Here is a 14677-nt window from a genome sequence, read left to right as displayed (position 1 = left end):
TTTTTTATATTGGAACTATCCCGCCGCGCGGTTTAACCGGAGAACACTGTGAAACGACCGCCGTCGACCGATACAGGCGTCGAATGCAGCGGGTTTTTCAGCGTGCCGCTTGCCGCTCCTGCTTTCTCCCAATTCGCGCACTTTTCTATAATCTGGCCCGACGTTGCGTTCTCGATCATGTTCGCCGTCAGCTTGATATACGAGCCGTTCGCGCCGATCCAGATTTCATCGGCCGACAGATACATCTTCTTGCCCGCCGTAATCTTCACATCTTGCGAAGCGGTCAAACTCATCGAATCATTCTGCGCCTGAAGGTCTATCGGGCCGCTCGCCGCGTAGATCTTGACGCCGAGTTTTTCCGCAAACAGGCTGATTTGCTCCAACACACTGGCGAGTAACGCCCGACCGGCTGCGAGGTTGATGTCTTCCCCGGCGACCACGTTGGTTTGCTTGTTTGCCGAGATATGCGCCGACCCTTGCGTCGATGCGGCAATGCCTTCCGGACTCGAGAGCAGCATGATCGGCTTCGCGAAGCCGTTCGCGTTGCCCGTGCCGCCACCTGCCGTGCGGCCGCCCTTGGTTGTGCCTGCCACCGGGTGCTGCGTTGCGTCCGTGAAAGTTTTCAGTGCATCGTGGCCGTCTTGCTGACTCTGCGCCCGATTCGTCTGGCTCGCCTTCGACGTCGTCGCCAACATCGCTTCGGCGCGGGTAAGCTGTTCGGACGCTGCCGTCACACTCAGCGGTTGAGTCGCGGCGGGTTGCGTCGAAACGTAGAGCCCTTGTTCGGCCCGCACCGCACCGTAGCCCAACGACTTGAGGTCGAAGCCGTGACCGATGAACGCACCGCGCGTATTGCCCGAATGCTGAATCAGGTAGCCCAGGTGCAAATGAGAGCAATAACTTGTCGAGTACAGATGCACGCGGTTCTGCCCGCTGGCGTCGTCCATCATCAGTTGGTTGTAGCCTTCTCCGCCGTATTCGCGCGACAGCAAGCCCGAGGTCAGCCCGTGCGTGTGCCATTCGGGCTTGCTTTCGCCACCATGCATTCTGGACAGGATCACCGGACGGTCACAATCACCGTTGATAAAATCGATTAGCACTTCGTCGTTCTTGCGCAGCGGGAACATGCCGCCGCGCTTGTAGCCCGCATCGGGCATCGCCGCGCGTATCCACGCCGACACGTTCTGGTCGCCGTCATTGAGTCGATCCGATGTCAGTCGAACCTTCGCCCGCAGCCATTCATCCGTATAGATTTCCTCGTTGTCCGGTCCACCGATGATGCCCGTCTGAAGCTGCATAACGGGCTTCTTGTGTTCGAAGGGACTGCGGAATGCGACCCGACGCCGTTGCGCTTCGATTTCGACGTGGAAAAATCCAACGCTGCCGTCGTCATGGCGCACCGCCGAACCCGCGCCGGTCGCTCGCGCCTGCTCGACTTCGGCGCGCAGGCTCTTGCGAAAACGCATCAGGTTTTCGATACCCGGCACGTTGTTCTGGATGAGCCAGTTCACCGAAAGAATCGCCATCTCGCGATCCTGTTCCGACTGCGCATCGTGCACCGGGTGCCCCGTCAGCACGCCATAGCGACCCGGCCATGCGCAACGCAATGCGCCGACACCGTGAAAGCGCTGCGCGCGCGAGCGCCATTCCTCAGCGACAACGTTTGCTTGCGTTTCGCCCATGTCGCGATCCGACCACGTATGCGATCCCGTATATTCGTATTGCTCGCCCAGCCCCGGTACGTCATCAAGATCGAATGCGGGCATCGTGACGTGCTTCGAAAGGTCCGGACGTTTGTAGTCGAATGTGCCCGTGTCGAGTTCGGCGGACTGGATTTCCTGCGAATCGATCCACTCGCCAAGGCCGTCGAATTCCTCGTCCTGTACCGCGCCGCTAAACAAAATGATCTTGCGCTTTAATTCTGGAACGGAAAAAAGATCGTCCATGATGACGACCTTGTGTGACTTGCCGTCCGGCGCGATGTCGAAACGCGGAAAGAGACCGAGTTCTTCGAATGTACGGTGGACGTAGTTCCAGTCGGACTCCCATTGCATCCGCTGCGAATACGAGCGCAGCGCTTGGCGCAATTGCCAATTCACGTTACCGGATGATTGGGGATACTTGGCGAGCACGTCGGACACGGTTTGCTGCGCGGGCGTCTCGATCCAGTCGCGCCTGTCACTACCGAGCCTCAGCAGCGCGAGGAATGAATTGAAGCGGAACTGGTAGTAGGTGTTGGCTCCGTCCCCGCCCAAGCGACTGAACGCAGTCACATAGCCGTGAATCGGCATTTCACTCCCGTCCGTTTGCCGAATCCACAGCGTCACGGATTGCCGGATCAGCGCGTTGGCCCGAATCGTTTCGAGCCGCGTCGACGCTGCGTCGATCGTGAATTCGAAGTCTCGCCCAAGACATGCCCGCCCCCGGACATAAAGCGGGACCAACCAGTCTTCGCCAAGCGGCGTATCGAGGCGGACAATTCGTCCGTGTTGCACGTATTGCGCGCGCAGTGTCTTGTTCAGCAGATCGGAAACCATCAGCCTACCCCGTGCCTTGCAGTAACAAAAAACGGCCGCCGGGCAATGCCGGGCGGCAGATTGGTATCGCTTCAAAAGGAGAAGGCCCAAAATGTCGGGCACTGCGGGGCCTTCAGGTATCGACGCGGCTCGAAGCGCTGAATCGCAACGAACCGGAATTCATCATATCGAGTCGCGCCCCATCCCGTCGTACGCCGTTGATGTTTCATGTTCAGTATCGCGGCGAGCCGGAACGAATCTCGCGCGATTTACATCATGTTTACGAGCACAACGATGTCGTGGGGAAATACGGGCTCGTGGCCCGTCGGGTGGCGCGCGACAGCCGTCGACCTAACGGATCGAACGGCGGCTCACATCAGTCGGATTGCGACAAATCGCATAACCGTTGTTTGCTTCAATTTTCGAGGCCGTAAACGTTAGAGAGTGTGAATGCATCGAGCGCGCATCATCGGCAACGCAATATTCATGTATGCCATACGCCGCCGTCGACACTACTGTGCTCGCCGCAATCCTCTCCGCAATCCTCTCCGCAATCGCCGTAAACGCAAAAAGGCACGGGCCTTCACCGCCCGTGCCTTTTTCACCTGCGCGAACCGCGCCTGCTCAGAACGTATGCATCATCCCCACATACGCGCCCGTCTGCGACTCGCCCGTCATCGGGCTCGTGCCCGACGTCGCGTCACGCGGCGACGCGATCAGCGAGAAGTTCGAATTCCCGCCGTTGCGCACATACGCAACCGTGCCGTACAGGAACGTACGTTTCGACAGGTTGTACGTGGTACCGAGCACGTACATCATCGCGTGCCCCGACGGGTCGTGCGACGCGTCGCCGCCGCCATCACCCACCTTCACGTAATACCCGCCCCCCGTCACGGCCCACTGCGGCGTCGCCGCATAAGTCGCACCAAGCCAGTAGTGATCCGCACGATCGGCAACGCCAGCCGGACTATCCGGCGCCTGGTAGTGCGTATACGCGCCCTGGATCTTGAACTTCGACACCTTCACGTTCGCGCCGACGAAATACTCGCGCGACGCGGTGAAGATGTTGCTGAACTTGCCGTTGTTGTCGCGCAGCTCGTCGTAGATGCCGCGCACGTCGAGCACCGGCGAGTGGTACGAGATCATGATCCCGTCCGAGCGGCCGAAATCGTCGGCCGCACCGTAGTTGAAGCCGCGCGACTGGTTGCCGAACGCGTATTGCGCCTGCACGTCGAAGCCGCCGATCACCGGGCTGTGATATTCGATGTTGTTGCTGGTCTGCTGCCAGTTGCGGCCACGCACGAGCGAAGCCGACGAAAACGCCTGCTGGACGAACGGATCGAATTCCCACACGCCGTCGCTGTCGATGAACAGATTGCGGCCGGCCTGCAGCTGGCCCCACGTGTCGCTCTTCAACCCGACGTACGCGCGCCGTGACCACATGCGCCCGCCGCCCGTCTGGCCGTTCATCACCTGGAACGCGGTTTCCAGGTTGAAGACCGTCGACAGCCCGCCGCCGAGATCCTCGACGCCCTTCAGCCCGAACATGCTGGTGCCCCAGTCGCCGCTTTCCGCGCTCCAGCGCGTGCCGCTGCCGCCGTTCGGCTTCGCGATGTGGTTCAGGTATTCGACGCCGCCGTCGATCCGGCCGTACAGCGTGACGCTCGTTTGTGCAAACGCAGCCGCCGGTGCGGCGGCTGCAATCAGCCATGCGAAGTATTGAAGTCGCAAAATGATGCCCCCTCGAAGTCTCGACCGTCCGACGCGCACCCCATGCACGCGCCTCCGGTCTGCTTAGCCGCGATCGATCGAAAAACGTCCGGGGCCGGCCGCGCAGAGCGCGAGCAAGCCGCCCGAGATCGCGATGTTCTTGTAGAAATGAATCATGTTGTTGATCTGCTCGCCGCCCGTCATCGTCCAGTAGTGGTGGCCGATGATGCCGGTGCCGATCGTATACAGCGCAAGCAACAGCGCGAGCGGCCGCGTCTGGAAACCGACGAGGATCGCAATGCCGACGATGAGCTCCATCACGACGGAGATCGCCGCCGAAATGATCGGTGCCGGCGCACCCTCGCTTCCCATGAACGCGATCGTACCGGAGAAGTCGATAATCTTCTTCCAGCCGAACATCACGAACAGGATCACGAGCAGAATTCGGGCAAGCAGCAGCAGCACATCGCGCTGGGACGCGAGAAACGGTTGGTTCGGTGTCATGGTCTCGATCAACGAAAACGATGCGCGCGCAACCGCACGCACCGGATTGCCTGTGAACCGGAGCGGGCGACCAACCGCGCCGCCCGCCCCGCTCTGCAACAACCGGCATCGGGGCCCGCCCGATGTGCTGTGCTCCTCCTCTTTTCTGTTGTCGCCCTGCTTCGTCGCGTGCCGCGTCAGCGCAGCTTCGCGACGTCCTGCTCGGTCACCTTCGCGGCCGGATTGCCGAACTGCCCGGTCAGGTAGTTCGTCAGCGCGGCGATCTGCGCATCCGACAGCTCGTGGCGGAACGCCGGCATCCCGACATCCTCGCTACCGGCCTTGCGCTGCACGCCGTTCAGGATCACCTGCACGAGGTTGGTCGGATTCGACGCGCCGACCGTCGAGTTGTGGAACAGCGGCGGGTAGTAACCGTCCGGCGTGCCCTTGCCCTGCATCTGGTGGCAGGTCGCGCAGTTGCCGAGATACAGCCGTGCCGGATCGATCCCCGACGACGCAAGCGCGACGCCGCGCAGCTTCAGGCCATCCTCGGCCGGCTTGCCCCACGACGAGCGCGACTGCTTCGCATCGCCGTTGGCGACGGCCGGCACGGTGCGAATGTACGTCGCGATCGCGCCGATGTCGGCTTCGGTCATCTTCGAGAAGCTGTGCTCGACCGCCTCGGCCATCGGGCCGGCCGCCTGCGCGAGGCCCGGCACGCTGCCGGTGCGCAGGTACTGGACGAGCTGCTGCTGCGTCCAGCCGCCGATCCCCGCGTTCGGGTCGGACGTGATGTTGTAGCCGTCCCAGCCCGCGAGCACGGAACCCGACAGGAAGCTGCCGCCCGTTTCGTCGAGCGACTTCTCCTGCATCGCGATGCCGCGCGGCGTGTGGCAGGTGCTGCAGTGCGCGAGGCCCTGCACGAGATATGCGCCGCGGTTCCACTCGGCGCTCTGCGCCGGCTTCGGCTGGTAGACGCCGTCCTTCAGGAACAGCCAGTTCCAGATCTTCAGCGGCCAGCGCATGCTCAGCAGCGCGGGGATCTCGTTCTTCGGCGGCGCCTGCTTGACCGGTTCGACGCCGTGCATGAAGTATGCGTACAGCGCCTGCACGTCGTCGTCGTTGATCTTCGCGTACGACACGTACGGCATCGCCGGATACAGGTTGTCGCCGTTCTTCGACACGCCGTGACGCACCGCGCGCTCGAAGTCGTCGAACGTCCAGTTGCCGATGCCGGTGTCGGGATCCGGCGTGATGTTGCTCGTGTAGATCTTGCCGAGCATCGGCACCGGCATGCCTAGGCCGCCCGCGAACGGCTTGCCGCCCTTCGCGGTGTGGCAGGCCATGCAGTCGCCCGCGACCGCGAGGTATTCGCCGCGCTTGATCTGCGCGGGATCGGCCGAATCGGCCGCGCGCACGAGGCCCGGCAACGCGAGGCACCCGGCGAGGAGGAAGGTGAGAGTAGATTTCCGCACGGTCAGACTTCCTTCTTCAGCGTGTCCGACATCCGCAGCGCGAGCGCCGCGATCGTCAGCGTCACGTTCACCGTACCGACGGTCGGCATCGTCGAGCTGCTCGAGATGAACAGGTTCGGATGGTCGAACGTGCGGCAGTCCTTGTCGACGACCGAGTCGCGCGCATCCGCGCCCATGATCGTCGCGCCCGTGATGTGGTTGTTCGGCGCGAATTCGTCGTTGAACACGACGTCGGTGCCGCCGAGCACCTTCGCGGCCGTCGCGTAGACCTCGCGCGTGTGCACGGCGCCGCGCTTCACGTAATCGTCGATCGCGTACGTGATCTCGGGGCGCGGGATGCCGATCGCGTCGGTGGCCGTCTTGCTCGGCACGATGCGGTTCTCGGGCTGCGGCAGGATTTCGTGGAAGCAGTCGAACTGCACGTAGCGCGCGGAACGGTCGCGGATCTGCGCGTCGAGCTCCTCGTGCTTCATCAGCTTGCCGGCCTTGAAGATCTTCTGCGTCTCCTGGTTGATGCGCGACATGTTCGACAGGTGGATCTTCTTCGCGGCTTCGGTCGCGCGGAACGGGCCGTCGCGAAAACCGATCAGCGACGTCATCTCCTGCGGGCCGCGGCCCGGCCACAGCTTCTCGCTCGCGTAGAACGACACGCCGGTGCCCGGGTGGTCCATCAGGTTGCGGCCGACCATGTCGGAGCTGTTGGCGACACCGTTCGGGAAATCGCGGTTCGCGGACATCAGCAGGATCTTCGGCGTCTCGATGCCGTTCGCGGCGAGCACGAAGTACTTGCCCTCGACGCGATGGTCGGCACCCGTCTTGTCCTTGTAGATCGCGGCGACGATGCGCTTGTCCGGCCCGGTTTCGAGCTTGTAGACGACCGCGCTGTCGATCAGCTTCGCGCCGGCCTGCTCGGCCTTCTCGACGTGGACGATGCCGTTGTACATCGCCCCGATCGGGCAGATCGGCATGCAATTGTTGTTCCCGCAACAGGTCGGCCGGCCGTCGTACGGGCGGCTGTTGCGCGCGACGGGTTCGGTCACCACGTGGAACTTCGGATCATGGGCGTTGAGCGCGCTCTTGATGGTCTGCTCGTTGAACGACAACGGCAGCGGCGGCATCGGATACGCCTGCTTGCGCGGGGAATACAGGTCTTCCTCGGGGCCCGGGCCCCACACGCCGAGTTCCTCCTCGGCGCGCTGATAGTAATGCTCGAGGTCGTCGTACTGGATTGGCCAGTCGCGGCCGACGCCGTACACGGTCTTCATCTTGAAGTCGTTCGGGATGAAGCGCCACGCCGACGCGGCCCAGTGCCACGTCGTGCCGCCCACCGCGCGGATGTACTGCGAGTTGAACTTGTGCTCGCCCTTCAGGATCAGGTAGTCGTTCGGCGGGCCGTATTCCGGATGCGGGGCCCACGGGCTCGACGGGTACGGCGCCATGAAATCGGTCTTGTCGGGCTGATTGCGAAAGCGCTCGACGATTTCCCAGCGCGGCATGCGCGGACCGGCTTCCAGCAGGATCACGGACTTGCCCGCCATCGCGAGCTGGTGCGCGACGATCGCGCCGGCGACACCCGATCCGACGACGACGACGTCGGCTTTTTGCGTATCGGTATCGGCCATCAGGCTTGCCTCTCGATCGGTTTTTCGGCCCAGAAGCCGGGTTTGTTGGGGCAATACGAAGGGATCACGAGCGTATCGGACACCACGCTGAACATTAATGCTTCCTCGTAGGTAATCACGACGTTGTCGACGATGCCGAGATACCACGCGCCGAGAATCGTCAACGCGAGCGATTCCTGGTCGGGATTCAGCGAGCCGGATGCGAGCGCACCGGCGAGTTGCGGCAGGCTGTCGGCCGTCTTGAACGAGCCCTTCTGCAAGGCCTGCAGATAGCGCTGGCCGGTCACGCGGCTCAGCCCTTTCTTGCCGGTCAATGCTTCGGAAAGCGTCATGAACGTATCGAGCGGCGCGGTGCCGGGATCGTCGGCCAGGGCCCGCAACGCCAGCGAGCCGGTGAGGCCCGCCGCCGTCAGCGCCAGTGCGCCCTGCAGCCATTGACGCCGCGTGATGCCGGTTGCGGCTGCGTCGTTGTCACGACGCGAGTGGGGGGTGTTGTCGTTGTGCATGTTTCCTTCTCTCGAACACCGGATTCGGGAAAACCACGCTTGATATTTCTCAAACATTGGCGCGGACCTGCAATGTACGCGCACAAAGCGGATCAAACAATCTTTTTATAGTCCATTTAATGTTCCGCAATCCGAGACAATCGAAATTTCGCTGCATTTTTGTGTCGTCGACGCGACAAATCCGCGGCAAGCACGCCCTTGTCGCGTGCCGACGACACACTACACGTTGCGCTGCGCACGCATGACGGTCGGTTAGAATCCCGTGCAATCAAACAGAAAGCTTCCCTCCGAGGGCAATCGAGCGATGAAGCAGCGCGACAAGCACAACAAAGACACGAACCGAACCAACCACACGACCCGGCTGCTCTGGCGCATCGGCGCCGTCGCGGCGCTCGGCGGCGCCGCGGCCCTGTCGCTGCATGCGGGCGCGGCGCGCACGGTGAGCGTGTCGCCGCAAGGCACCGTCACCGAAGTCCGGCAGAGCGTCGTCAAGTTCGACGAACCGATGGTCGCCTTCGGCTCGGCGTCCGCGCCGAATCCGGCGCGCGTGACCTGCAACGATTCGACGGCCGCGCGCGGCCAAGGCCACTGGCTCGACGACAAGACCTGGGTTTACGATTTCGAAAGCGACCTGCCGCCCGGCGTCCGCTGCTCGGTCGCGCTCAACGACACGCTGCGCTCGGTCGCCGGCAATGCGGTGAGCGGCCCGCGCCGCTTCACGTTCCAGACGGGCGGCCCGTTCCCGGTGTCGGTGCGCCCCGGCTCCCGCGAGATCGAGGAGCGGCAGGTCTTCGTGATGAAGCTGAACGGCCCGGCCGAGCCGCGCTCGGCGCTCGCGAACATCTGGTGCGAAGCGGCCGGCATCGGCAACCGCATTCCCGTCACGGCGGCCGACGACGCTACGCGCAACGCCCTGCTCGATCATTTCGGGCTGAAGAAAGACGCGGCGCGCGTGCTGACGCTGTCGTGCTCGCAGGCGCTGCCGGCGAGCGCGAAGATGCAGCTCGTGTACGGCAAGGGCGTCGCGAGCCCGAGCGGCATCGCGAACGACACCGAACGGCGCTTCGATTTCACCGTGCGCGCGCCGTTCGCCGCGAGCTTCTCGTGCGAGCGCGAGAACGCGAAGGCGCCCTGCACGCCGCTGCGCCCGGTCACGCTGTCGTTCAACGCACCGATTTCGCGCAAGCAGGCGGAAGCGATCAAGCTGCGTGGCCCCGACGGCTCGCTGTCGCCGACCTTCGCGGCCGACGATCGCAGCGAGGAAGTGACGACCGTCACGTTCAACCCGCCGCTGCCCGCGCAGGCCGGCCTGACCGTCGAGCTGCCGTCGGGCCTGCGCGACGTGACCGACCGCCCGCTGTCCAACGCCGACCTGTTCCCGCTCGCGACGCGCACCGCGCCGATGCCGCCGCTCGCGAAATTCTCGTCGGGCACCTTCGGGATCGTCGAGCGCTTCGCCGAGCCCGGTACGCCCGCGCTGGTGCCCGTCACGCTGCGCAACGTCGAGGCCGACCTGCATATCGCCGGGCTCAATGCGGGCGGCGCGCAATTCGCGAACCTGAAGGTCGAGAACGACACCGCGATCCGCCAGTGGATGCGCACCGTCGATCGCTTCGACAACTGGTCGATGACGGCCGGCTCGATCGACGACCAGATTCCCGGCCTGCTGGAACGCAAGGGCCAACGCCCCGTCTACGTGCCGCTCGAGGCCGGCGAAAAGCAGCCCGCGCCGAAGAACCGCCGTATCGACGTGCGTTCGCTGTCGCTGCTGACCGGCGAGCCCGGCGCGCAGGTGCTGACGCTGCCGAAGGCCGACCCGAAGACGCTGCGCCCGTTCGAAGTGGTCGGCGTGCCGATCGACAAACCGGGCTTCTACGTGCTCGAACTCGCGTCGCCCGCGCTCGGCCGCTCGCTGCTCGCGAAGCCGTCGAGCATGTACGTGCGCACCACCGTGCTCGTCACGAACCTCGGCGTGCACCTGAAACAGGGCCGCGAGAACAACCTCGTGTGGGTCACGACGCTCGACAAGGGCAAGCCCGTGCCGAACGCGCAGATCCGCGTGTCGGACTGCAACGGCGACGAGATCGCGGCCGGCAAGACCGACGCGCAGGGCCTGCTGAAGATCGACGGGCCGTTCGAGCCGAAGCGCGCGTGCAGTTCGTCGGCGCAGCGCTTCGACGACTACTTCGTGTCGGCGCGCGTCGACGATCCGAAGACGGGCCCCGACATGGCGTTCGTCAGCTCGGGCTGGAACCGCGGGATCGAATCGTGGCGCTTCAACGTGCCGACCGACACCGACAGCGCGCCGACCGTGCGCGCGCATACGGTATTCGACCGCACGCTGCTGCGCGCCGGCGAAACCGTGTCGATGAAGCATTTCATCCGTACCGAAACGCTGCAGAGCCTCGCGTTCCCGTCGCAATACCCGGCGCGCGTGACGATCCGCCATCTCGGCACCGGCCAGACCTACAAGCTGCCGCTCACGTGGGCGGCCGATCACAGCGCGGATTCGCAGTTCACGCTGCCGGCCGCCGCGAAGCTCGGCGAATACAGCGTCGAACTCGAAGGCGGCCCGGAAGATGCGCCGAGCGCTACCTACTACAGCGGCAGCTTCCGCGTCGAGGCGTTCCGCCTGCCGGTGCTGAAAGGCTCGATCGGCGCGCGCGACGCGCAGAAGAGCCCGCTCGTCGCCGTGAAGGAGGCGCCGCTCGCGGTGCAGATCGACTACGTGTCGGGCGGCGGCGCGTCGAACCTGCCGGTGCAGGTGTCGGCACTGATGAAATGGGCGTCGCCGCCGTTCGCCGATCGTTTCGAGGATTTCAGCTTCACGCCGTATCGCCCCGACACGAGCGACGGCAACGCCGACGACGATGCGCAGGACGGCGACAACGCGTCGTCGTCCGCGTCGAGCAACGATCCCGACGCGACCAAGCTGATCGCCGACAAGCTGCCGCTGACGCTCGACCGCAACGGCGCGGGCTCGGTCACGCTCAAGGGCCTGCCGGACGTCGACGCACCGAAGCGCATCGCGCTGGAGGCGACGTTCGCGGACCCGAACGGCGAAGTGCAGACGATCCGCGGCGACACGATCCTGTGGCCGGCCGCGGTGGTGGCCGGCATCAAGGCCGGCCGCTGGGTGTCGGTCGGCCAGCGCGTGCCGGTGCAGGCACTGGCGGTCGACCTGCAGGGCAAGCCGCGCGCGTCGGTGCCGCTCGAGATCAAGGGCGTCGCGCGCATCACGACGTCGTCGCGCAAGCGGATGGTCGGCGGCTTCTATGCGTACGACAACAAGAGCGATACGCGCGACCTCGGCGTGCTGTGCTCGGGCAAGACCGACGACAAGGGCCGCATGACGTGCGACGCGACGCTCGAGCAGGCCGGCAACGTGCAGCTGATCGCGGTCGCGAAGGACGGCGACGGCCGTACGTCGAATGCGTCGACGTCGGTATGGGTCACGCGCGAGGACGAACTCTGGTTCGGCGGCGACAACACCGACCGGATCGACGTGATCCCCGAGAAGACGTCGTACGAACCGGGCGAAACCGCCCGCTTCCAGGTACGCATGCCGTTCCGCTACGCGACCGCGCTGGTCGCGGTCGAGCGCGGCGGCGTCATGGAAACGCAGATCGTCGAGCTGAACGGCAAGAACCCGACCGTCGACCTGAAGGTCGGCGAATCGTGGGGGCCGAACGTCTACGTGTCGGTGCTCGCGCTGCGCGGCCGGATTCGCGAGGTGCCGTGGTACTCGTTCTTCACGTGGGGCTGGAAAGCGCCGGTCGAATGGGCGCGCGCGTTCTGGCGCGAAGGCCGCCACTATGAGGCGCCGACCGCGTTCGTCGACCTGTCGAAGCCCGCGTTCCGCTACGGCCTCGGCGAGATCAAGGTCGGCACGGGCGTGCATCGCCTCGGCGTGACCGTGACGACCGACGCGACGCGCTACACGGTACGCAGCAAGGCGCAAGCGCACGTGAAGGTCACGCTGCCGAACGGCCAGCCGGCACCGGCCGGCACGCAGATCGCGATCGCGGCCGTCGACGAGGCGCTGCTCGAACTGATGCCGAACAACAGCTGGGACCTGCTCGACGCGATGCTGCGCCGGCGCGCGTACGGCGTCGAGACGGCCACCGCGCAGATGGAAATCGTCGGCCGCCGCCACTTCGGCCGCAAGGCCGTGCCGGCCGGCGGCGGGGGCGGCAGCGCGCCGACCCGCGAGCTGTTCGACACGCTGCTGCTGTGGAACCCGCGCGTGACGCTGGACGCCAACGGCAGCGCCACCGTCGAGGTGCCGCTGAACGACGCGCTCACGCGCTTCCGGATCGTCGCGATCGCGGCGGTCGGCCCGGACCGCTTCGGCACGGGCAGCACGTCGATCCGCAGCACGCAGGATCTGCAGCTGATCTCCGGCCTGCCGCCGCTCGTGCGCGAAGGCGACGCGTTCCGCGCGCAGGTCACGCTGCGCAACACGACCGACCGCGCGATGCAGGTCGTCGTGACGCCGCGCGTGACGGGCCTCGACGTCGCACCGCAGACCGTATCGCTGGCGGCGAACGCGGCCACCGAAGTCGCATGGACGCTCACCGTGCCCGAGCAGGCGCTCGATGCGGCCGGTGCGCTGAACTGGCGCATCGAGGCGGCCGAGCAAGGCGGCAAGCGCGCGTCCGACGCGCTGGCGGTCGCGCAGAAGGTCGTGCCCGCGCTGCCGGTGACCGTCCAGCAGGCGACGCTCGCGCAGGTCGACGGCACGCTGACGGTGCCCGTGGCGGCCCCGGCCGGCGCGGTGAGCAACGCACAGGGCGCGCCGCGCGGCGGCATCGCCGTGTCGCTGCAGTCGAAGCTCGCCGACGGCCTGCCCGGCGTGCGGCGCTGGTTCGAGCGCTATCCGTACCGCTGCCTCGAACAGCAGACCTCGCGTGCGATCGGGCTGCGCGACCCCGCGCAATGGCAGGCGCTGATCGCGCGCATGCCGGTCTATCTCGACAGCGACGGCCTGGCGAGCTACTTCCCGCCGTCGTCCGACGATTCGCATCACGGCAGCCCGACGCTGTCGTCGTACCTGCTCGTGGTGTCCGACGAAGCCAGCCGTCTCGATCCGCGCTTCGCGCTGCCGGAAGACCTGCGCACGCAGCTCGAAGCCGGGCTCGCGCGCTTCGTCGACGGCCGCCTCGAGCGCAACGCGTGGGCGCCGCGCCAGGATCGCGACCTGCGCAAGCTCGCCGCGATCGAGGCGCTGTCGCGCTACGGCGCCGCGCAGGGCCGCATGCTCGGCTCGATCGAGATCGCGCCGAACCAGTGGCCGACGTCGGCGCTGATCGACTATCACGCGATCCTGACGCGCGTGAAGGACATCCCGCAACGCGACGAGAAACGCGCGCAGGTCGACCAGATCCTGCGGGCGCGCCTGACGTACCAGGGCACGCAGCTCGTGTTCTCGACCGCGCGCGACGACGACCTGTGGTGGCTGATGACCAGCAACGAGACCAACGCCGCGCGTCTCGCGCTGGCGTTCGCGGGCGATCCGGCATGGAAGGACGAAATGCCGCGCGTGACGGCCGGCCTGCTCGCGCTGCAACGCCAGGGCGCATGGCAGACGACGACGTCGAACGCGCTCGGCCTGCTCGCGGTCGAGCGCTTCTCGCGGACCTACGAGAGCACGCCGGTCGCCGGCGCGACGAAGGTTGCGCTGGGCGGCGACGAGCGCTCGATCTCGTGGTCGCAGGCGGCATCGGCCGCGCCCGCCGATACGCCTGCGTCGGCCACGCCCGCGACCCGCGCGGCCGCCGCGCGCAGCGTATTGATGCCGTGGCCGCGTGCGTCGCAGGGCCCGGCCACGCTGTCCGTCACGCAGGACGGCACCGGCCGGCCGTGGGCGACCGTCGAAAGCCTCGCGGCCGTGCCGCTGCGCGCGCCGTTCGCGGCCGGCTACCGGATCACGAAGACCGTCACGCCCGTGTCGCCGGCCGTCAAGGGCGTGCTGACGCGCGGCGACGTCGTGCGCGTGCATCTCGACATCGATGCGCAGAGCGACATGACGTGGGTCGCCGTCAACGATCCGATCCCGGCCGGTGCGACGATCCTCGGGTCGGGCCTCGGCCGCGATTCCGAAGCCGCGACGCAGGGCGAGAAAACGCCGGACGGCGCGTGGCCGGCGTTCATCGAGCGCGACTTCGACGGTTACCGCGCGTACTACGACTATTTGCCGAAGGGCAAATTCTCGGTCGAGTACACGGTGCGGCTGAACAACGTCGGCACGTTCGGATTGCCGCCGACGCGCGTCGAGGCGCTGTATGCACCGTCCGTGTACGGCCTGTGGCCGAACCCGCCGATGACCGTGAAGCCGGCCGACGCGGGCAAGTGACGAGACCGCG

Annotated in this window: 7 protein-coding genes; 1 reads left to right on the top strand and 6 read right to left on the bottom strand. The window is 65.8% G+C overall.

Features of this window, described 5'->3' with window-relative positions; genetic code table 11:
* Positions 1-32 precede the first annotated feature (32 nt).
* From HWX62_RS10780 to HWX62_RS10755, 6 genes are all read right to left on the bottom strand, one after another.
* Positions 33-2537 (bottom strand): type VI secretion system Vgr family protein, encoded by a 2505-nt coding sequence (locus HWX62_RS10780; RefSeq protein WP_175928608.1) that lies wholly within the window; start codon positions 2535-2537, stop codon positions 33-35.
* 603 nt (positions 2538-3140) lie between these two features.
* Positions 3141-4247, bottom strand: a complete 1107-nt coding sequence (locus tag HWX62_RS10775) for a porin (RefSeq protein ID WP_175928609.1) — start codon at positions 4245-4247, stop codon at positions 3141-3143.
* Between the two features lie 63 nt (positions 4248-4310).
* Positions 4311-4730 carry a DoxX family protein gene (locus tag HWX62_RS10770; RefSeq protein WP_175928610.1) on the bottom strand — a complete coding sequence of 140 codons (420 nt, stop codon included), beginning with the start codon at positions 4728-4730 and terminating at the stop codon, positions 4311-4313.
* A 176-nt stretch (positions 4731-4906) separates the two neighbouring features.
* Positions 4907-6184 (bottom strand): cytochrome c, encoded by a 1278-nt coding sequence (locus HWX62_RS10765; protein WP_175928611.1) that lies wholly within the window; start codon positions 6182-6184, stop codon positions 4907-4909.
* Positions 6185-6186: 2 nt separating this feature from the next.
* Positions 6187-7806, bottom strand: a complete 1620-nt coding sequence (locus tag HWX62_RS10760; protein ID WP_175928612.1) for a GMC family oxidoreductase — start codon at positions 7804-7806, stop codon at positions 6187-6189.
* Positions 7806-8312, bottom strand: a complete 507-nt coding sequence (locus HWX62_RS10755) for a sugar dehydrogenase complex small subunit (protein ID WP_175928613.1) — start codon at positions 8310-8312, stop codon at positions 7806-7808. Before HWX62_RS10755 ends, HWX62_RS10760 begins: the two co-directional genes overlap by 1 nt.
* Before the next feature lie 304 nt (positions 8313-8616).
* Between HWX62_RS10755 and HWX62_RS10750 the strand changes: the two genes are divergently transcribed.
* Positions 8617-14667, top strand: coding sequence for an MG2 domain-containing protein (locus tag HWX62_RS10750; RefSeq protein ID WP_175928614.1), 6051 nt, complete (start codon positions 8617-8619; stop codon positions 14665-14667).
* Positions 14668-14677 lie beyond the last annotated feature (10 nt).

The organism is Burkholderia sp. BCC0506 (assembly GCF_902833145.1).
In the GTDB taxonomy this organism is placed as follows: domain Bacteria; phylum Pseudomonadota; class Gammaproteobacteria; order Burkholderiales; family Burkholderiaceae; genus Burkholderia.
Note: the sequence above shows the minus strand (reverse complement) of the source record. Positions and strands in the feature narration are given on the sequence as shown.

What these genes read in the sequence shown, in the direction of transcription:
- HWX62_RS10770 (WP_175928610.1), bottom strand. Translation starts at nt 4,730, where the DNA reads ATGACACCGAACCAACCGTTTCTCGCGTCCCAGCGCGATGTGCTGCTG.
- HWX62_RS10755 (WP_175928613.1), bottom strand. Translation starts at nt 8,312, where the DNA reads ATGCACAACGACAACACCCCCCACTCGCGTCGTGACAACGACGCAGCC.
- HWX62_RS10750 (WP_175928614.1), top strand. Translation starts at nt 8,617, where the DNA reads ATGAAGCAGCGCGACAAGCACAACAAAGACACGAACCGAACCAACCAC.
- HWX62_RS10780 (WP_175928608.1), bottom strand. Translation starts at nt 2,537, where the DNA reads ATGGTTTCCGATCTGCTGAACAAGACACTGCGCGCGCAATACGTGCAA.
- HWX62_RS10760 (WP_175928612.1), bottom strand. Translation starts at nt 7,806, where the DNA reads ATGGCCGATACCGATACGCAAAAAGCCGACGTCGTCGTCGTCGGATCG.